This window comes from Vibrio sp. 970, from assembly GCF_033339075.1.
On record NZ_JAWOTW010000002.1, the window covers coordinates 268,322 to 288,396 of the forward strand.

20 protein-coding genes and 1 riboswitch are annotated in these 20,075 nt (G+C 43.9%); of the genes, 9 read left to right on the plus strand and 11 right to left on the minus strand.

Annotated elements, in window-relative coordinates; translation table 11 throughout:
* Nucleotides 1-50: 50 nt before the first annotated feature.
* Nucleotides 51-767, minus strand: coding sequence for a DsbA family protein (locus tag R7Q11_RS03705; protein ID WP_225466198.1), 717 nt, complete (start codon nucleotides 765-767; stop codon nucleotides 51-53).
* Between the two features lie 96 nt (nucleotides 768-863).
* Nucleotides 864-1,151: a hypothetical protein gene (locus R7Q11_RS03710; RefSeq protein ID WP_049872671.1), complete on the minus strand. Its 288-nt coding sequence runs from the start codon at nucleotides 1,149-1,151 to the stop codon at nucleotides 864-866.
* 448 nt (nucleotides 1,152-1,599) lie between these two features.
* Between R7Q11_RS03710 and R7Q11_RS03715 the strand changes: the two genes are divergently transcribed.
* The 4 genes from R7Q11_RS03715 (at nucleotide 1,600) to R7Q11_RS03730 (ending at nucleotide 4,525) form a co-directional block, all read left to right on the plus strand.
* A complete protein-coding gene (locus R7Q11_RS03715) occupies nucleotides 1,600-2,337 on the plus strand; it encodes a nucleoside recognition domain-containing protein (protein WP_005374846.1) in 738 nt (245 codons plus the stop codon).
* A complete protein-coding gene (locus R7Q11_RS03720) occupies nucleotides 2,337-2,804 on the plus strand; it encodes a YjiG family protein (RefSeq protein WP_158173260.1) in 468 nt (155 codons plus the stop codon). The genes R7Q11_RS03715 and R7Q11_RS03720 overlap by 1 nt, the downstream gene beginning before the upstream one ends.
* 9 nt (nucleotides 2,805-2,813) lie before the next feature.
* Nucleotides 2,814-3,938, plus strand: a complete 1,125-nt coding sequence (locus tag R7Q11_RS03725) for a M20 family metallopeptidase (protein ID WP_205391344.1) — start codon at nucleotides 2,814-2,816, stop codon at nucleotides 3,936-3,938.
* A 212-nt stretch (nucleotides 3,939-4,150) separates the two neighbouring features.
* Nucleotides 4,151-4,525, plus strand: a complete 375-nt coding sequence (locus R7Q11_RS03730) for a YkvA family protein (RefSeq protein WP_047102406.1) — start codon at nucleotides 4,151-4,153, stop codon at nucleotides 4,523-4,525.
* 104 nt (nucleotides 4,526-4,629) lie between these two features.
* Here R7Q11_RS03730 and R7Q11_RS03735 read toward each other — a convergent pair whose 3' ends face one another.
* The 3 genes from R7Q11_RS03735 to R7Q11_RS03745 form a co-directional block, all read right to left on the minus strand.
* Nucleotides 4,630-5,934 carry a dicarboxylate/amino acid:cation symporter gene (locus R7Q11_RS03735; RefSeq protein WP_017820133.1) on the minus strand — a complete coding sequence of 435 codons (1,305 nt, stop codon included), beginning with the start codon at nucleotides 5,932-5,934 and terminating at the stop codon, nucleotides 4,630-4,632.
* Nucleotides 5,935-6,323: 389 nt separating this feature from the next.
* A complete protein-coding gene (locus R7Q11_RS03740) occupies nucleotides 6,324-7,589 on the minus strand; it encodes a DUF1835 domain-containing protein (protein WP_042521728.1) in 1,266 nt (421 codons plus the stop codon).
* A gap of 280 nt (nucleotides 7,590-7,869) precedes the next feature.
* The gene (locus tag R7Q11_RS03745; protein WP_042521726.1) at nucleotides 7,870-8,760 is read right to left on the minus strand and encodes a LysR family transcriptional regulator; all 891 of its coding nucleotides are present in this window, start codon (nucleotides 8,758-8,760) and stop codon (nucleotides 7,870-7,872) included.
* A 109-nt stretch (nucleotides 8,761-8,869) separates the two neighbouring features.
* On the opposite strand from R7Q11_RS03745, the gene R7Q11_RS03750 reads away from it, so the two are divergent.
* Entirely contained in the window at nucleotides 8,870-9,178 is a 309-nt protein-coding gene (locus R7Q11_RS03750) for a monooxygenase (RefSeq protein WP_005384613.1), read from the plus strand.
* Nucleotides 9,179-9,185: 7 nt separating this feature from the next.
* Nucleotides 9,186-9,557 (plus strand): hypothetical protein, encoded by a 372-nt coding sequence (locus tag R7Q11_RS03755; RefSeq protein ID WP_017634450.1) that lies wholly within the window; start codon nucleotides 9,186-9,188, stop codon nucleotides 9,555-9,557.
* A 65-nt stretch (nucleotides 9,558-9,622) separates the two neighbouring features.
* Here R7Q11_RS03755 and R7Q11_RS03760 read toward each other — a convergent pair whose 3' ends face one another.
* The 3 genes from R7Q11_RS03760 to R7Q11_RS03770 all read right to left on the minus strand — a co-directional run bounded on the left by R7Q11_RS03760 (nucleotide 9,623) and on the right by R7Q11_RS03770 (nucleotide 13,531).
* Nucleotides 9,623-11,791, minus strand: coding sequence for a polysaccharide biosynthesis tyrosine autokinase (locus tag R7Q11_RS03760; RefSeq protein WP_005374875.1), 2,169 nt, complete (start codon nucleotides 11,789-11,791; stop codon nucleotides 9,623-9,625).
* A gap of 51 nt (nucleotides 11,792-11,842) precedes the next feature.
* On the minus strand, nucleotides 11,843-12,283 hold the full coding sequence (locus R7Q11_RS03765; RefSeq protein ID WP_025768627.1) for a phosphotyrosine protein phosphatase: 441 nt from the start codon (nucleotides 12,281-12,283) through the stop codon (nucleotides 11,843-11,845).
* A gap of 129 nt (nucleotides 12,284-12,412) precedes the next feature.
* The gene (locus R7Q11_RS03770) at nucleotides 12,413-13,531 is read right to left on the minus strand and encodes a polysaccharide export protein (RefSeq protein WP_017820139.1); all 1,119 of its coding nucleotides are present in this window, start codon (nucleotides 13,529-13,531) and stop codon (nucleotides 12,413-12,415) included.
* A 458-nt stretch (nucleotides 13,532-13,989) separates the two neighbouring features.
* On the opposite strand from R7Q11_RS03770, the gene R7Q11_RS03775 reads away from it, so the two are divergent.
* A complete protein-coding gene (locus R7Q11_RS03775; RefSeq protein ID WP_025768626.1) occupies nucleotides 13,990-14,883 on the plus strand; it encodes a hypothetical protein in 894 nt (297 codons plus the stop codon).
* A gap of 69 nt (nucleotides 14,884-14,952) precedes the next feature.
* Here the strand turns inward: R7Q11_RS03775 and nfsA are convergent, their stop codons facing one another.
* A complete protein-coding gene (nfsA, locus tag R7Q11_RS03780; protein WP_025768625.1) occupies nucleotides 14,953-15,675 on the minus strand; it encodes an oxygen-insensitive NADPH nitroreductase in 723 nt (240 codons plus the stop codon).
* Nucleotides 15,676-15,869: 194 nt separating this feature from the next.
* On the opposite strand from nfsA, the gene R7Q11_RS03785 reads away from it, so the two are divergent.
* A complete protein-coding gene (locus R7Q11_RS03785) occupies nucleotides 15,870-16,511 on the plus strand; it encodes a MarC family protein (RefSeq protein ID WP_005374889.1) in 642 nt (213 codons plus the stop codon).
* A gap of 190 nt (nucleotides 16,512-16,701) precedes the next feature.
* Entirely contained in the window at nucleotides 16,702-17,574 is an 873-nt protein-coding gene (locus R7Q11_RS03790) for a patatin family protein (protein ID WP_005374891.1), read from the plus strand.
* Between the two features lie 53 nt (nucleotides 17,575-17,627).
* Here R7Q11_RS03790 and gbpA read toward each other — a convergent pair whose 3' ends face one another.
* Both gbpA and R7Q11_RS03800 read right to left on the minus strand, forming a co-directional pair.
* Nucleotides 17,628-19,091, minus strand: coding sequence for an N-acetylglucosamine-binding protein GbpA (gene gbpA / locus R7Q11_RS03795; RefSeq protein ID WP_104976409.1), 1,464 nt, complete (start codon nucleotides 19,089-19,091; stop codon nucleotides 17,628-17,630).
* A 98-nt stretch (nucleotides 19,092-19,189) separates the two neighbouring features.
* Nucleotides 19,190-19,290, minus strand: a riboswitch (cyclic di-GMP riboswitch).
* 272 nt (nucleotides 19,291-19,562) lie between these two features.
* Nucleotides 19,563-20,063: a fasciclin domain-containing protein gene (locus tag R7Q11_RS03800; RefSeq protein ID WP_005384595.1), complete on the minus strand. Its 501-nt coding sequence runs from the start codon at nucleotides 20,061-20,063 to the stop codon at nucleotides 19,563-19,565.
* Between the last annotated feature and the right edge of the window lie 12 nt (nucleotides 20,064-20,075).

Below are 20,075 nucleotides of genomic sequence, written 5' to 3' on the forward strand. Positions count from 1 at the left end.
CTAGATAGAAAAAGCCCTTCCTTGAGTTATCAGGGAAGGGCTTTGTTGTTTTAGTTCGCCAGTTCTTGGTCGATGACTTTTTCTAGCTCGTCAAACGGCACATAGCCAGGAATGACTTGATCATTAATGATCAACGCAGGCGTGCCGCGTAAACCAAGTTGCGTGAAATACTGATAGTTTTTATCAAGCAACGCTTTGGTCTCTTTGTCGTCGAAAAGCTGCGCTTCTGTCCCCGTTTTCTTCGCGATTTGATTTAACGAACGTGCGTCATGTGCGCCCGGTTTTTTCACCAATAACTCATGCACTTGTTCGTATTTATCTCGCTGGTTTTGCCAAACATTTAATGCGTAACTTGCCGAGTTGTAGCCGTTTTTCTCGTATTGTTCTTTAAAAGAGACATTGAGGTTAAGCACTTTTACCTGCGGATATTCCTTACCAACTTTGACCAGCTCTCCTTCTAAACGTTTACAAAAAGGGCAGCTGTAGTCTGTTACGTTAATAATGGTTAACTCAGGGTTTTCAGCACCAAAAGAGGAATGTTTGCCATCACTTAGATATTGACGAACCTCCTTCAAGGTGTCGCCAAATGACTGTTGATACGCAATGTACTCTTGAAGGTTTTGGTGCAATGAATCAAGAATTTGAGGGTTATCTTTTAGTATCTGATTAACTTCCTCTAGCTTTTGTTCTGCGGTCTTTTCTGATGCGAAAGATACGGCAGATACGATAGCCATCGTTAACGCCAAAAGTGTACGAGTGAATGTCATAATATTTCCTAAAACTTTTAAATTTCGTTGTTTGTTATGTGAAGTGAATAAAATATGTACAAAAGTCAGGCAGAAAGGTCTCTCGCCTTGCTGGCTTTATTCTCTAAACACGCAAAGTTTTAGGTGAACCCGATACTTTTCCGGTATCGGTTCTGTGTATTCCAGATAACGAATTGCTGTGGTTGTCATCGGCAGCGCCACAATCAAAGCAAACAGAAAAAATGGAATAAGAATATGATCAAACTGATGTTGGTACGCTTGAACCAGCTTTTCTGAAAGGTCGCAAGATGGTGATAAATTCACACTCTCATCTTGCTGACTCTGTATTTGGTGAGCCTTCGGGCAGCTTTTCGAGAAACCAGAATTTTGGCTTAAGCATATCATCACCACCCAAAGCACGAGGGCGAGTGTCCACTTGGCTATTTTAGGTTGTGAGCGTAACAATGGGTCGTATAGTCCTGTTAATTCTGGTTTATGCCGTTTACATATGACCGGACCATCCTAACCTAAATTTCGTGGCTGAATGTTACTTTCGAGTTAATCGATATTGCCTCAATGCCAAAGTATGAAGTACGTCATGAATGTTGTAGAAAGCAATATTCGTCAGAATCATTTGTTGAGTTGATGAAGAAGTCGTGAGCTATCGATATAGATTAAAATACCTAATTGTTGGCACAAATTTTTATTATCTTTCAATTGTGATTGGAATCATAAAACAAAACTTCATAACTGAGTCGCGATAATGTTCGGCAGGCGGATTGATTTTGATCATCTCTCTAGCACATTATTCAGGTGAACATATGTGTTAAGTTCCACATGTGTAGGTAATGTTATGAAAATTCCTGTTCAAACTGAGCGTAAAGTTACACTGGGGTGCTACGTTGCTCTGGCGTTTGCGGTTGTGTTCTTTTCTGGCCTGATGCAATCTAGCGAATGGTACGGTGTATTCGATTTTACAACGCTCAATGGCTCTTTCGGCAAGGTGGCGTATGGTGTCACCGAAACGGCTGACGGTGTGCAAGTTGCAACAACGTCGCTTCGCGGTACTGGTGGTAGCGGTGCTCGCGACGGTTTCATTTTCGCACTTACTTTGATTCCAACTGTTATGTTCGCCTTAGGTATGATCAACGTACTTGAGCACTACGGTGCACTTGAAGCAGCTCGTAAGCTTCTTACTCCTCTTCTACGTCCTCTAATGGGCATCCCTGGTAACTCTGGTCTGGCTTTAATTGCTTCTCTACAAAGTACCGATGCAGGTGCGGCAATGACGCGTCAGCTAAAAGATGAAGGTCACCTAACTAAGCGTGAAACGGACGTATTTACCATGTTCCAGTTCACTGCAGGTGCAACCATCGTGAACTTCTTCTCATCGGGTGCTGTGCTGTTCACACTGACGATGGCTGACGGCTCTCTAGCAGTAACGTCTTCTATTGGTTTAGCAGTTGTGGTGATGTTCGCATTTAAGATCATCGGCGCGAACCTGTTCCGTATCTACCTGAACATGACGGAAGGTAAAGAAGACAAGCAAGACCAAAACAAATCAGAGAACTTAAAAGAGGAGACGGCATAATGGGTGACGTTAAAGCGAAAAAACCAATGGTGACGGATATCTTCGTCGAAGGTGCTAAGAAAGGTTGGGTGATTGCGACTACCTCTACGGTGCCTAACGTATTGATGGCATTTGTTATCATCAAGGCGCTACAAATCACTGGCGCGCTGGATCTGATGGGCACGGTGTTCTCTCCAATCATGGCGGTGTTTGGTCTTCCGGGTGAAGCTGCAGCGGTATTGATCGGTGCTTGGATGTCGATGGGTGGCGCAGTGGGTGTGGTTATCACGCTGTTTGACCAAGGTCTCCTTAACGGCACGCACATTGCGATTCTTGCACCTGCTATCTACCTAATGGGCTCTCAAGTTCAGTACATGGGTCGTATCATGGGGCCAATCGGTACTGAAGGTCGTTACATCCCAGTTATGATTGCAATCTCAGTATTGAACGCATTTGGCGCAATGCTGGTGATGAATCTGTTTGTCTAGGAGTGAGTCATGCAATTCTCTCTAAATGAATATCTAGAAGAGCTACGTCCGCTGATTAATGTGGATTGTGGCACTTACACGACTGATGGTATCGAGTTTATCGCTTCTCAATTTGAAGAGAAGTACCAAGCGATGTCAGGTTGGAGCGTAAAACGCATCGACTGTGGCAAAGCGGGCATCGGTCTTGAAGTTCGAAACAAGCCGGAAGCTGAGCAAATCGACGTGATGCTGATTGGTCACATGGATACAGTGTTCCCCGTGGGTACTGCTGAGCTTCGTCCAATGTCTCAAGATGCAGAGAAAGCTTACGGTCCGGGCGTCTCGGACATGAAATCTGGCTTGCTAAACATCGTATACGCGATGCGCAACCTAGACCAAGCGGTGTTGGATAAGCTGTCTATCGCTATCTGCATGAACCCAGATGAAGAAACGGGTTCTCTGGACTCTGTGGATTGGATTCAATCAGTAGCGAAAAACGCTAAGAATGTACTGGTTGCAGAAGCAGCACGTGCAGATGGCGGTTTAGTGAAAGCGCGTAAAGGCATGGCTCGCTACAAAATGACCTTTAATGGCGTTGCAGCTCACGCAGGTAACGAGCCAGAAAATGGTCGCAGCGCAATCACTGAGATGGCGAATTGGATTCTTGCAGTCAATGCAATGACCAACTTTGAATCTGGTACTACGCTGAACGTCGGTATTGTTTCTGGCGGCAACGGTGCGAACATCGTCCCTGAGCACGCGGAAGCGATCGTGGATGTGCGTTTCTGGAGCAACGAAGAATACGATGATGTCGATAGCAAGCTAAATGGCATGCTGGAAACACCATTCGTTGGTGGCGTGAGAATTGAGTTGGTTCGTGAAGCTTATAAGCCTTCTATGGTGCCAAGCCCACAAACAGAAAGCCTGATGATGCTAGTTGAAGAAGCCGCAAGTGAACTGGCGATCGACATCAACTGGAAAGAAGTAGGTGGTGGCTCTGATGCAAACAACACGGCGATTCTTGGTGTTCCAACTTTGGATGGTCTAGGACCTATCGGTGCGGGCTTCCACAGCGATCAAGAGTACTTGTTGCTTGAGTCTATTGAACCACGTATCAAAATGTTGATACGTGTACTGGAGAAGATTGTTCAATAAGGCATTCTGCTTCTAAAGCTTGGCTCCCAAAGCTTTTGGTTTCAAAACTTATGTTTTCCAAGACTTTTTGTTTCCAAGGCAATAATCCCCGGACTTCGGTTTGGGGATTTTTCTATCTGTGTTTCACTTTACTATCATTTCTTGTTATTAATCTTGCGTTCAGGTTCGATTTATTAATATGTTGGACATAGTCATAAATTTCGGAGGCAACGATGACCACAACAATGTCTGTAAAATCGGCGCCGAAAGACGCCAAAGATCAAACGATGCAAGCGCCAGATGAGAAAACATTCTGGCGAAAAATGAAAGGGTCGGTTAAGAAAGCGGGTGAAGAAATTGCCGTAATGGGCATAAAATCATGGCTCGCGATGGCAGATTCCAACACCTCAGTTCGCCACAAGGCTATACTAGGTGGCGCGCTGGCTTACTTCGTCCTACCAACTGATATGGTGCCAGACGTACTAGCAGGCGTCGGCTTTACTGATGATATGGCGGCACTGACTCTGGCGGCGAACTCGGTCGGCAATGCCATCACCGACGAGCATGAAGAACAAGCGAGAGAAAAGCTGAATTCGATGGTGGATTAGAAAGAGCATTTCTAGACGCGGAGAAAACAAAAGCCCCGATGTTTCCATCGGGGTTTTCTTTTAGACAGGACTATATAATTTCAGGATGGTAATCGTAGAACGATTTAGGCGTCAGCGCGTTTCAGGTGCACTTCTTCTTCGGCTACGCCTGCCATTGGGTCGTTGAAGCGAGCTTCATCCAATGCACCTTCTGATTTCGCAACGATGACGGTCACAGCACTATCACCAGTGATATTTACCGCGGTACGAATCATATCAAGAAGACGGTCAACACCCATGATAAGTGCAATACCCTCTAGAGGCAGGCCTACTTGGTTCAATACCATTGCCAACATTACTAGACCCACACCAGGAACACCTGCGGTACCGATAGACGCCAGAGTTGCCGTCATGATAACCATTAGGTAATCGCCCATAGTTAAATCAATATTGAAAGCTTGAGCAATAAACGCAGTTGCTACGCCTTGCATGATCGCCGTACCGTCCATGTTCACGGTTGCACCAAGTGGTACAGTGAACGATGATACACGGTTCTCAACACCCATGCGGTGCTTTGCTGTTTCCATTGTCACTGGAATCGTCGCGTTCGATGATGCTGTAGAAAAAGCAAACATGATCGCGTCTTCCATCTTGCGTAGGAACGTAATTGGGTTTAGACCTGTGAAACCTTTTAACATTAAGCTGTAAGTAACTAGACCGTGTAGGACAAGCGTACCAGCCAGTACTAAGAAGTACTCTGCCAGATTGACGATCGCGCCCAGACCAAGACCAGTGAATAGCTTCGCCATTAAGAAGAACACCCCATAAGGCGCCAAGTTCATCAAAATCGCGACCAGCTTCATGATCACTTCATTCAGATCAGAGAAGAATGCTGCGATGCGTTCGCCTGGTTTACCCGCTGCACTGATCGCGATACCGAATAGCACGGCGAACACGATAACTTGCAGAGTTTTACCTTCTGCCATTGCGCTGATTGGGTTGGTCGGGAACATATCGATGATCACCTGACCTAAAGATGGCGCTTCGGCTGATTTGAATGAACTTGCTGCCGTTAGATCTGCCCCTGCCCCTGGCTGGAATAGAGTACCCATAGTTAGAGCAAGCGTAATCGCGATAGCCGTTGTCGTAACGTAGAAAGCGAGGGTTTTACCGCCCATGCGACCCAGTGTAGAGAGGTCTTTGAGAGAGCTAGTACCACAAACTAACGAAACAAATACTAGCGGTACAACAAGCATTTTTAAGCTGGCAACGAAGATCTGTCCACCAACTTCGAATAATCCATTAACAATGTATGCGTCGACAAATCCGTTGTCGGCAAAAAGTGTGCGAATTGCAAATCCTGTCAAGATACCCGCAACCATACCTAAAATTACGCGGCTGGTAAGCGACATCGGTTTCTTGGTATTCATGAGAACACTCCTTATAGTTATGCACCTTGAGTTCACTTCAAAGCGGCGAGCAGATTAGCAGCGGAGTGAGAAAATACGAAAGAATAATCCTCTAAATGGTTAATAGATGTGAACTTTATCACTAATAAAAATGGGATTTTAACCAAATATTAACGAATTGGCCGGATGAAAAGTTTGTATTTTAACACTTTTATCGAATATACAACCGATAACAAAGAGGATTTACAATAAATTTTAATAAGAGATAGAGTGCATACTCTCTTTGAGTGGATGCATTTCTGCATAACTATTTAAGTTATATTCAGGCTAGCGGTCGCTTCTTTAGGGATAATTTAGTATTGAGTGTTCATCAGAGCCAACGAACCCTTTATGCTTTCATATTTGTCAATTCAATGATGGTTGGCAAGTGTAGTTAGTTGGAGGTGATCCCAGCTCCAATAACTTTGACTGGTATTTTTAATCCCTCCAACCCAATAGCATTGTTTCGCTCGTATTAAGCCTTCCAAACACTGCTTGCCAGCCTCAGTGATACGGACGCTTTGTTCCCACCAGTGCCTTTCACGTGACTCAATCGTGATCAAAGGTGTTTGACACTGTGCTAGAGGGAGGAGTAACGCGTAAAACATCACGTCTCCTAGGTAAGGAAGAGGTTCTAGTTGTTGATATTGCTCAAACCAATCTTTGATGGGAATTGAACGATTTTGCGAGCTCAAGACCTTTAGTGCGAGGTGTTGTGTCAAGCTCAATCCAGTTTGTGAATTAGGTAACTCTTGCAAATGGCGTTTAAGCACGTTGAATATATTGGGCAAGCAATCCAGGTTATGCTGCTGAATTAAATTAACTATGGAAATAGGTGTTGGTGATGTAATAGCGTGCCAACACCGTTTAGCCTGACTGAATAATTTTGCTGTCACAGGTTTACGGTATCGCCAACAAGAACGAATAGCTTCTTCAGGCAACTGCCCAAAGCCGATGAATCGTTCAGTGCCCGGGAACTGGTTCAACTCAATGATCTCTATCACTTTATTCTCTACATTCTCTAACTGTGTTAGAGCACGAATTAGCATCAATTGATCATAACTGTCATGTTCGACCCAAAAGACGATTCGTTCAAATACATCACTTTGCAACAGATCGAGGTTTGATTGTTCCAATGTGACTATATCTTGAACCGAGTCTTCACGCTTCATCACAGGCAGCAGAGTCTCTACGACATATTGGGCACGAATGGCAAGGAAGTTCTGCGGTGTTGCTGGTATGGGGCCAATACAAAGCGGATCGATCAGGGCTAAAAATGTCCCTTCAAATCCACTGGTTTTAAGCTGTTGTTGTATATCGTGACCGCAACGAACGTGTAGCGTTTTTACTTTCGCATCTAGGGGCGGTTTTTGTTGTTTGATGGCTAGTTTGTGCGCTTCTAGCTCTTCGACATGAGCTTTTAGTTTACTCCAACTGGATAAGCCAAGTTCTCTTGCGAGTGCATGTTGAACGTCAGCCAATTGAATTGTATTGGGAGCCAAAGATTCTGGTTTGGAGTGAAATCGCTTAACTAACTCCAACGTAGCGTCATCGTATAGGCGGATAGCTTTGAGCCTTTTTTTAGCAATGGATTTTTGCTGATTGATATTGATCGAGAAGCTATTTGTAGAGTTCATATTTCACCCTTCTTATTTCTTCCACACTCGCCTATATAGAAGCAAAAAAGAAGGTAAAAACAGATTGTGCCTGCTAAACCAAGCAGGTGAGGATATTGCCGTGAACCGAGTTCTTTCCGCGAGTGTTGGGTGCTTTAGGCATGAGCAGAGTGATAGTAGGTGGTCGCTATCCTTCGTGCAACCTTTTGTGAGAGTGTAGCGTCACAAAATGGCCGTTTCTCTATATTTAGGGAGAATCAATAGCCGATAACACTAGCGATTCAACTCAATACCACTGTTGCTAGACTCGAGTTTCTACACTTTTGAGTAAAGTACGATAAAGCGCTTGAGTCGCAGGACCACTTTTGGCTCCTTTGGGCAAAGTGAGGTGCAGCGCAACTTGATATTGATGGGAGTGTTCGATCTCCAATACGTTAATTTTATCGCTCTTGCGGGTTGCGACTAAGTGCGCTGGTAGCCGACAAAATCCAGCGCCTTGCTCTACGGCGTGAAAAGCGTGGTCGAAGTTATCGACGGTAATACGCTGACGTGCGCGTAACCAACCCACATCTCTTTTCGTTTTGTCTGAATCACCTAAGTCACGGATGACAATTTGGCTGGTGGTTGCAAAATCGTCGATGGAAACATGCGGCTTTTTAGCGAGTGGATGGTGTGCTGCGATTACAGGCAGCATGGTTGTTACGCCAAATGCTTCGGCAGGGTAGTTGGTTATCGGTAAGTTGATGATTGCGATGTCAGCGAGCTCATTTACGACCATTTCGGTTGTTTTGCTCAGTGACGTTTCGACCACTTGAACGGAGGTCGTGTTGTTGTCCTCCAAAAATTGACTGAGTGGTGCATAAAGCCAACAAGGGTCACAAAGATGATCTATTGCGACCGTGATTTGAGATTCCACCCCACTTTTTAACTGCTCGCTGATGACTTCTAGTTCCCGCGCTTGTTCAAGCATGGATTGTGCACGACGCAGTATGGTTTTGCCGTGCTCTGTCAAACCCGCTTTGCGCCCTCGTACTTCGATAAGTTGAATACCAAGTTGGTCTTCTAACTTCCTCACCGAGTAGATCAATGTGGTATGGCTCTTGTTGAGCAGTAAAGCTGCGGATTGAATGCTGCCTTCTTGATTAATCGCTTGTAGCGTTTGCCATTGTTCTAAGGTCGTTTTTAGTCTCATGAGTCAATTTTTTAGACAGTTAATGGCGAAATTATGAACTTTTCTGTCAGTTTTATAAAGGTAATAATCTTGTCATCGAAAACGAGTCAATAAGAAGAGGAGACTCAAGATGGCGAAATTATTACAAGTTGATTTTGAATTTCATGGTCCGTTTGGTGAAGAGATGTCGAATGCTTTGGTCGACTTAGCTAAGTCGATTAACCAAGAGTCGGGCATGATTTGGAAAATCTGGACGGAAAGCGAAAAAGACAAACTCGGTGGTGGTATCTATCTTTTTGAAGATGAAGCCACGGCGCAAGCGTATCTCGAAATGCATGCCGCACGCTTACGAAAAATGGGCGTAGTCGAAGTACGAGGTCAAATTTTCGATATCAATGTGCCGTTAACGACGCTCAATCAAGGGCCTATTAGAGGATAAGGAGATGATGACCAACCGCACTTTTCTAACCGTTCATGGTGTCGTATATACGGTATTCGCTTTTGCGTTGTTTTTTGTACCAACCATAATGTGGCCGATGTATGGAGTACAAATTAACGACCAGTACGCGCTGTTTTTATCGCAGCATACTTCGATCTTTTTAGGTGGAATCGCTGCGGTGAGTTTGATGTTACGTAATGTGGAATCAGGGCATACTGCGAAACAGCTGTTTAAAGCATTATTGATTACTAATGGCTTAGGGGCAGTGATTACTACCTATGCCGGCATTATCGGAGTATTTGTCGGTTTTGGTTGGAGTGACCCAATATTCTTTGTCTTGCTTAGTTTGATTACGTACAAGCAATTAAGAGTGCAATAGAAAAAGCCCTGCTGTTTCTAGCAGGGCTTTGTCATATTTGGTTTAATTAGCGATCTAAATTCAACTTATGATTCGCTTTTGTACGCGTAGTTATAGTAGCCGTATCCATAGCCGTATGAGTTAGATGCCTTTTTCTCAACTGCATTGAGAATCACACCTTTAACTTCAACGCCTGATTGCTCGAAGCGACCTTGCGCGACTTCAATCTCCTTCAAAGTCGTTTGATCAAAACGAGCGACCATCAGAGTTGTTCCTGCAAGCGCGCCAACAATGCTTGGGTCGGTAACTGCGAGTACAGGCGGTGTATCGATGATGACTAGATCGTATTGTGCAGACATCTCGTCAACAAAGCTCTTGAAGCGAGGGTGCATAAGAAGTTCTGACGGATTTGGTGGTACTTGGCCGCGAGTCACAACATCTAAATTATCAATGGATGTAGATTTAATGATGTTGCTAAGGGATGTCTTACCGCTCAAGTAATCAGAAAGACCGTTGTCCCAACGTAGACCGAAGCATTGCTGCAAATAACCTTTACGCATATCCGCATCAATAAGCAGCACTTTCTGACCGGTTTTCGCAGCTACGGCCGCAAAGTTGGTCGATACAAATGTTTTGCCGATAGATGGTGCAGGACCTGAAATCATAAGAACGTTATTCTTCGCTTCCATCATTGCAAAGTGCAAGCTAGTGCGAAGACTACGTAGAGCCTCAATGGAAAGATCAGCTGGGTTAGCTTCCGCTAGAAGGACTAGCTCATTGTTGCTGCCTTTGTTGCGCTTAAGCTTGTTTGCAAATTCCAGTTGTTGAATAGATTTTGGAACGCTTGCGTAAACTGGCATGCCAATCTGTTCAATTTGATCTGGTGTTTCCACACCACGGTGGAATGCTGCACGAATTAATACGAAAGCCACGCCTGCCATACCGCCAAGCAGTGTTGCTAGCACAACGATAAGCGCTTTTTTCGGCTTGATTGGCTTAGAGAAAGATTGAGCGTTATCTAAGATTCGAACGTTGCCAACTGTTCCGGCTTTAATAATGTTGAGCTCTTGAACCTTGTTCAATAGTTGGATGTAGATTTGTTGGTTTACTTCTACATCGCGTGTCATACGTAGAACTTCACGCTGTGTTTTCGGTAACTTTTGAACTTGTTTATTAAGACGTTCTTTCTCTTTTAGTAGTGTTTCACGTTTATCAAGTAGCGACTTATAAGCTGGGTGATCCTGTGTGAAGCGTTGGCTGATCTCACTTTCTTTGAATGTAAGCTCATTTAGCTGTGCTTCTAACTCAACCATTACTTTCAGCGTTGACTGAGCTTCAAGGCCTAAATCGATAGATTCATTTTCTTGACGGAACCGATTTAAAACGTCTTCAGAAGCGGTCAGTTTTGTTTTGATGTCTGGGAGGTGACCTTTCAAGAACTCGAGGCTTTGCTCTGCCTCTGCAGAATTTCTTTGAACGTTTTGTAAGAAGTAGTTTTGGCTAATGTCGTTCAAGATATCTTGAATCTTAGCGCGGTCTTCACCAGAGAAGCTTAAAGATATAATCCCGGTTTGCTTACCACGTTCGCTAATCGATAAGTTTTCTTGAAGTTTATTAATTGCATCTAATTTACTGATTTTGCTGACCGTGAATGAGTCACCAGTTTGAGCCACAAGTTCAGTCGCCAAAAACTGGTATCCATTCTTCTCAAGCAGTTCACCAACTTTACCTTCTAGAATGACGTTATTGTCATCTTCTAAGAGCCTGAACGTCTGTTTTTCAGAATCAATAACTTCAAGAGTTAAAGGAACGCCAACTGCGTAAGAAGGAGCATTAAATCGTGAAACGCTCAGACTGATTTGCTCACCTTGTAGTCGAGCTAGGCCTTTACCAATAATTGGCATGTAGTTTGGAGAAACGACAGTCGTTAAGTTGAACTTATCAACAGTACCGCCCAAGATCATACGAGATTTGATGATCTCTATTTCTGTTGTCGCTGATGATTCTGCTGAAAACAGCTCTCCCATATCACCAACCATCGCTGAAATACCACCTGAACTCTTACTTTCGATTTGGATAAGAGCGTCAGCTTTATAGATAGGTGTTGATAGAATGGCAACGCCGACGCCTATAATTGAAAATAGGACTACGGTACATAGAATGAGCCATTTGGCATCGAGAATGATCCCAAATAACTTTCCCAAATCGATCTCATCGTCGGCTTGACGTGATTGCTTAATAGTTTGTGTTGTCATTACTTTAACTTCTTAAATACCTTGCCATTGGCGTTTATTTAGCCTTGCGGCTTATAGTTTTTGAGACCACGCTTTTGCTGCTTTTTCTATAAGCGTATATGCATGTTCGAAAGCTTCTCTACTTTGTCTGTATGGATCAGGGATGCTTTTTTCATTTATCCACTGTCCAAACAGCATCGTTTTACCTCGTGCCTCAGGAGCGATTTTGGTTAAGGCTTCTAAATGACCTTTTTCCATAACCAATATCAGATCGTATTGAGCGCAAAGCTCAGGTGTTAATTGTCGTGCTTCGTGTCCATCTAAGCTTACGCCATGTTCGTTCGCGATAGTGGTTGCCATCTCGTCAGCAGCTTTTCCCGTTAGATGGCTCTTATCTACTGCGATTCCTGCTGATGCGACATGTTTGTTTGGTAGTAAAGACTGCAAAAGCCGCTCTCCTGTTGGAGAGCGGCAAATATTACCGACACAGACGACAAGAATATTAGAAAACAAATGCTTACCCTACTTTAAGTTGTATGCTTATGATCTCAACTGAATTGCTGGCTTCTTTATATTGCGCAATTGAGCTGAGTAGCTATCGATTACGTGCCGCAAGAGATAATTTTCTTGCGGCACGTTGTTTTACGGCCAAGTGCGTACTCGTAGTACACCTTCGGTTAGTTCATTAAAGCCGGAAATGGTTGGAACGAGCTGAGCAATCACACGATTCCAACGACTAACAGGTGCAGCCGTCACATAGACTATGTCGTAAGGGTTGAGATCAAACTCAGTACCAATCACCAAAGCAGAAGCGTCAGAAACATCTAGCTGATAAATGTCCGCCATTTTAGCTTCTTCTTTTGAACGTCTGATGACAAACACACCGGTAGCATCTGCGGAGATTTCACTGATACCACCAACGCTGCTAAGAGCCTCAGTAAGGCTCATGCCGCTACGATCAATTTTGAGTAATTTCGGATCGTTAACCTCGCCCATAACAAATACTTTTTGCGCATCGTTTCGAGGAATATGAACAATATCGCCAGGCTTTAGAAGGCGGTTTTGAGTTAAATCGCCTTGTTGCATCAGAGCATACAAAGAGACGTTTTCAACAACGCCATTGCGTGTCAGTGTCGCATTACGCCAATCAGCCTCGGCAGCCAGTCCGCCAGCTCTATTCACAGCATCTAGAAGTGTAAGGGGGATGTTTGTAATTGGTTGTTGTCCTGGCTTGTTAACTTCGCCAGTTACATAAGTCTTTTTAGAGCGAAATGCCGCAACGCTTACATCGACCTGTGGGCTCTCAATGTATTTTGCAAGGCGGCTTGCAATGTCTGCACGAATCTGACGTACGTTTTTGCCTTCAACATGTACGACACCTATGTAAGGGTAGAAGATCGTGCCATCCGAATGCACCCAGTTACCCGCTTCGGCTGAGCTTCGGTATGAGCCCGCTGGGATCGTTAGCTCTGGGTGATCCCAAATAGTGATATTTAGGATATCGCCAGGTCCTACTTCGTATTCATATTTTGCGATTTCAATATCTAACTCTGGGTTTGGTTTTGAAAAAGGGTCCACTGAATTTAAAGACGTTACGCGCTCCAAAGTTAAGGGATAAACGGTAACCTGAGACTCTATATCACTCGATTCAGTGCTCATGACTGTTTTGTCACTGACCGAAAGGTGGCTACCAGGCAAAGTACACCCTGTAAGAAGGATAGGAAGTACTGATATCCCCAAAAATTTATTAAATGTGTTCATTGGTTTATAACTACCGAAAGAAAGTTTGCCGACTGAAATTGATTCATTCTAATTGAACTGCATTTCATCAATATTGATGATTTACTGCAGTTTTAAGCCTTTAGAAAGCGAGTCCATTCAGAATTATTTGTGTAATAAACACTCCAAATGGCTGCTAGCGACTTAGAGCTCTTAGTTTCATTAATGAAGGTGTGAAAATCCGACCCACAAAAAATAGTCAACTATTATCCATCTGGTTGCAATAAAGGCAACAAGTTACTTGAAAAAATACTGACGAATACATGACAAAATTGTGTCTATTTAACGTTATTGAGATGAATGCATGATTTTGCACAAGCAAACAGGCAAGAATGTGAAAAAACTCATGCCAAAGTTGTATGCATCCTATTTACACTATATGCAACTGCCGTTATGCTTCCTGTTGCGGTCGGATATAACAACAAATATTGGAGCTAATTTTGAAAATCAAACTTTTAACGGCAAGTGTGGCAGCAGTCCTACTAGCAGGTTGTGGTAGTGACAGCGACCCTGAGGTAAAAAGATACTCAGTTCAGGCTTATGACCCAGCTGTTATCGGCATGAAAGTTCAAGCAGTATGTGGTGGTGAGACATACGACGCGATTGAAAATACAACAAACTATGAAGGTATGGTTGGTAAAGCGCGTTTTGAAAATATCAACGTTGTAAATGCGCCAGGTGATTGTGCTTTCGTATTAACGCACACAGAAGATAGTAAAGACGCGTCAAATGGCAAACCTATTACATCTGACTACAAAATCCCTCAAGGCCTAGCCCAGGCGGATTCATTGGTAACAGGCTCTCCATTTACGACTTTGGTTGCTAACTCTTTAAAAGATGGTGAAGTATACTCTTCTGATATCGCTGAAAAAGTATTCGAGAATTTGGGTATCGATATCAATGCAAGTGGTAAAACAGTTGACGAAATCCTTCGTGATACAGAATCTGTAGTAGCAGGACTTGGCAGTGAGGGTGGTAACAGCGCACTTGCTACTCAGCTAGTTGCAACAGCAAACGTTGTATCAGACATCATCAAAGCGAACCCAACAGCTTCGCCTGAAGCTGTAGCTGTTGCTGCAAAAGCAATAACAGAAGATGTAATCGCGGCGAACCCAAATTATCCTGAGAATGATTCAGGTGACGTTATCTACGTAACGATTCCAGCTGAAGATACTCAGAAAGTTGTTGCTGATGTAAAAGAGGCTATCGATAACGACATTCCATTAGAAGATATCGAACCTGACGTACCACAAATTCCAGATGCGGAAGTCGGTGAGCCAATTGAACCTGAAGACCCACCGGGTCCAGGCACTGGCGCGACAGGCGGTAACTAAGCAAGTTTTTGCTGATAAATTCTAAAGGCCTCTTCAGAGGCCTTTTTTGATCCTATCGTATTGTGGTCATCACCTTTTAGTGAGTCCTTTACTGTTTAAGTAAGGCAGGATATGCGGACGTGATTCCCCAGCCAGTTTACTGGTGACTTCTTGTGACCAAGTACTCTGTTTTTGATTGCTCGAACGGTTTGCATAGTAGTTTTGCATAGTTTGGTCATACGTCTGAATATCATCCAAGTTTAGGTCTTGATACTGATTTTCATGCACCACGACATGCTTAGGTAGGCGAGGTTTTACTTCAGGGGCTTGATCTGGATGACCAAGACACATACCAAATAAAATGGCGGTATTTTTAGGTAAACCTAATAATTCGTCTACTTTTTGGGCATTGTTTCGTAAACCACCAATATACACACCTCCTAGTCCCATCGACTCCGCCGCAAGCAAGCAATTTTGTGCCATGATGCCCGAGTCTACAGCGCCTATTAGCGTTAACTCGGTAAAGTCAGCTTGAACATCTGGGTTGATACTGGCATGGCGCTGGTAATCAATACAAAACACCAAAAACTCAGCCGCGCTTTCAACGTACCCTTGATTTCCGGCATATTGAGCTAATAGCGTGCGTTTTTCTTTGTCGGTCACGCGGATAATTGAAACGACTTGCAACATGCTTGATGAGGATGCCGCAAGGCCGGCTTGAAGAATGGCATCTAATTGTTCACTCTCAATCGGTTGTGAGGTGAATTTTCGAATTGAGCGGTGATTGAGAATTGTTTGAATCGTGCTGTTCATGGTGACTTAACATCCCCTGTTACGTTAAAGGCTGAAGACTCACCTTAGCGACATTTGATGAGTCGGTAAACTATCTCAAAAGAAAAACAATGCTTGGTGCATAAGTGTGAAGACGAATAGAGAATACACCACTCGTTCTGTTTGAGAGCGTATATACTGTTTTTAGAATCAATAATTTAAATGCAGTGGAAAATATGAAAGAACTCATTGTTCATACAGTTACGGTGTTTATGGGCTTCTTTGCCATCATGAACCCTATCGCCAATATTCCCATCTTTTTGAGTTTAACTGCTGATGAAGATAAAGAAACCATCCGTTCCATTGCGCTCCGCTCGGTTTTTATTGCATTTATTATCATCGCGATATTTTCTATTGCCGGTAAGTTAATTTTTGATTTGTTTGGTATCACGCTTTATGCATTGCGAATAACAGGCGGTATTTTGGTGTTTTTGATAGGTTTTAACATGCTTCAAGGTGATTCGACGCATCAAAAAACCAAAGAGAAGGCGTATTCACCAGCTCAGCAACGGGCGGCATTGAGTATTGCAGTGTCTCCACTGGCGATGCCAATATTAGCTGGGCCTGGAACGATTGCTACCGCGATGAACTTTGCGACAGCGGGTGGTTTCGATCAAACCATTATTACTATCGTTTCTTTCGCTGTCCTTTGTGTGATCACCTATGTACTGTTTTTGTTTGGAGACAAATTGGTCAAAGCGGTTGGACCAAGTGCTCTAAATGTTGTGACTAAAATGATGGGCTTAATTCTAGCGGTTATTGGTACTCAAATGTTCATTGATGGCGCGGGCGAAGCCTATAAAACGGTTTTCTCCTAGATTTCTCTTAGGCATTGCCACCTTGGTTCAACCCGCAATTACATTTCTAACGGGTACGGATTTTTTGAACTTTAGTTTTCATTTTCTAAGAGAGAAATAAATAGACTTCACCTATTTCAATAATAAGAATATTCAATTGTTGTGATTGCACGAATTTCATTACTCTTTTGGCAAGGAGAATGGGGGAAATATGGCAACAAAAGCAATTGTAGTAGAAGGTGGCGCGATGCGAGGCGTCTTCGCAAGCGGAGTGTTAGATGCGTTTTTAGAGCAGAGTTATAAACCGTTTGATTTTGCAATCGGTGTATCTGCTGGTGCATCAAATTTGATTGGGTATTTGACCGACTACCCGCATCGCAGTATTAACGTCATTACTAAGCTGGCCACAAGCAAACGCTTTTTTGACCCGACTCGCTTCGTTAAAGGTGGGGACCTCATCGATGTGAAGTGGTTGTTTGAAGAATCTAATCGCTTGTATCCCGTCGATGAAAATAAACTGTTTAATGGCGTTCCTTTTCTCGCAGCGACAACAAATGTAGATACAGGGCAGGCAGATTATTACCGCGTGACACGTGATAATTTTCACCATGCGATTGAAGCGACAACAGCATTACCGATTGCCTACAAGCATACCCCTTGTTTTTCTGGCGGTTGTTATACCGATGGTGGGGTCGCTGATTCTATCCCAGTGCGTGAGGCTTATCGTCGAGGGGCTCGCGACATAACCGTAGTACTCTCTCACCCGCTGAATTATGCCAAAAAGCCAGTTAAGACCACATGGCTGATGAAGAAACTGTTTGCGGAGCACCCCAAAATGGCGGATGCGATGTTAAGACGTGCAGATAACTATAATCAATCATTAGAGTTTATTCGTAACCCTCCACCAGGAACACATGTTAGGGTGATTGCCCCACCAGATAATTTTCATGTTCAGCGCTTATCAATGCGACAATCCGTTTTACTAGAAGGGTATGAAATGGGGCTGATTGAGGGGCGAGCGCATCTCACTAGTTTATCTGGTGTTCATGGTTTAGACCGGGAAAGCTGTCATTTTTGCGTTTGATTATAAAAGAGCCTCATCGTGAGGCTCTTTTTACTTAACGTTCAAAGGGTGATTTAGTTGACTTTATCCCAAGCCATCTCCCAGTGTGAACCTATTCCAGGCTCGTAATGATTTGCGCTTTCTTTCCACTGCATACAGTAACCAGAGTATGGGAAAGGTTTACATTGATAAATGCCCCCGTCGCTGGCAAGCACTTTTGTGCCCGCCGTGTAGCTAGATAGTCCTTCAGGGAAGACAAAATCGTACTCATCAGATGGTGGTGGAGTAACTGACTCTTCTTTTAAGTGAAAGTCGAGTGTTTGCTGATCCACCAAGTTGCCATCTTTATCCTTAATACGTGTTACGAGCATATGGTGACCCGGCTCCGATTTACTTAAAGCGAGCGATATCGCCTCTACCGAGCCGTCTTTCATTTCGTTTGCCCAACTTGCAAGTGGCTCGCGATGGTGATTGTAAACGGTGAGTTCTGCATTTAAATCGCCTTCAGCAGTTAGTGTCAGATCCAACGTTGTCGGTGTTGACTCAATGATATATTCGTCTGCTAAGCCATCTACTGTGAGTGAGTATTCTGGAACAGGAGTTTCAATGTTATAGCCGATCTCTACTCGCTCAAGGCCGCTATTTGCTTGCAGATACACCGGATTAGTACCATAAACAGGAGTGAATTTATCCTCTGCATACTGCCCGGCTTGCAGTTTTGCTTGTTCTTGGTTTAGCTTAGTCGCGAGTGCGTAAGACCAGTTTTTCGCTTGGCCCATTGCTGCATCGGTAATTTCTAGTTCAGTTCTATACGCCACGTTTTCACCTGCTTGATCAAATACGCGTGTATAAACCGAATCCCCAATATTTAAATCCATTGTAGGAATAATTTGACCGCCTTGCTTCCAATCTGGAATAACGGGACTGTCACCATCAAATTTCACATCGATCACGTTATAAAATGAGGCTGCAGTGTCGCCAACATCCCATACTGCCAGGATGACATGGTATCCCTCGCGAGTAGGCACATTACATTGATGGCTTACCTGTTTCGGGGGTTGAACCATATTGCCGTCGACGACACAGAAAGGAGTTAGATCAAAAGAGTCTCGTGATAGTGAAGCGTTTGGGTTCCAATCAGGCTTGGTGATGTAATATTTCCAGTCGCGCGTCACGTGGTTAGCGGTAAATGTCCATTCAAAAGTTTGTGTACCTGCTTGAATAGGGCGTTTTACCCAACGGTCGGCAGTTTGCTCATCAAGGGCAGCTGCTAAAGCGGTTTCGGCACTCGCTATTTTACCATCGCGAGGCCCTGTTTCGGGAAAGCCATCAGGGCCTTCAACGCTTTGCGGTTCATATTGAATCGCACCGCAGTTATTATTTTTTTCGTTAGTATCTGGCGTTGGATACTTACATAGTGCCGAGCGACTTGCAGCGACACCACCATTGGTTTCTGATACATAACCGTGAGCCGCAGCACCTGAGCTAATGCTTGCAAGTGCTAACGCGAGTACGGATTTGGTTGGAAATGATTTCATCACATGTCCTCTGTTATGGCTGACAAACTAATGTCACACCCCGGCGCATGCTGAGCATAAAGCAACGCTACAGAAATTGGACTTCTGTAACACTGCGTCATGGTAACCCCGCTATCATGAGCATTCTTTTAGATTTTTAAATGCTGACAGACCGGAAGCTTTGCGTCCCACCCTTTCGAATGGTTTGCCGAAATGTGATTGAGCAGCCAAAATTTAGCTTAAGAATTTACATGTGGAAAAGTAAACGTCACTGACATGGAATCCTGTTCTCAAATTGAAAGGTAACGATATCTTAACCTCGTCAATATTGTGCAGTGTCGTCTTACAAGGTATTGATTTTAATTTTGTTTTCATCCTTTTTATAGTCATGGTGAATGAGTGGGGGTTTGTTGGGGATAAGTGGAGAGGAATCGTGCTAAGGGTGGAAGAAGTTCTGTCTAAAGGGCGGATTGTACCGCCCTCTGAATGGTGTTATTTCGGCATGATGACAGTATCAATCACGTGAATGACACCGTTTTTAGCTTTCACATCGGTTGCAATGACATTTGCATCGTTAACCATGACTTTATCGCCCATGGTTTTAATCATCACATCTTGCCCCTGAACCGTAGTCGCTTTGTCTAGCTTAACAACATCGGCAGCCATCACTTTCCCTGGGACGACGTGATAAGTCAAAACAGATACTAACTTGTCTTTGTTTTCCGGCATTAAGAGCATGTCGACTGTGCCGTCTGGCAGTTTTGCAAAAGCGTCATCCGTTGGTGCAAAAACAGTAAATGGGCCTTCTCCTTTGAGAGTGTCAACCAAGCCCGCTGCTTTCACCGCAGCAACAAGCGTATTGAAAGAGCCGTTTTCAGCGGCAACGTCGACAATATCGGCTTTCATCATGCCATGCTCATGAGCCTTGACGGGAAGCATAAAAGATAATGTCGCCATCAGTGTCGCCGCGATAACTAAGATACGTTTGAACATAATGTGTTCCTT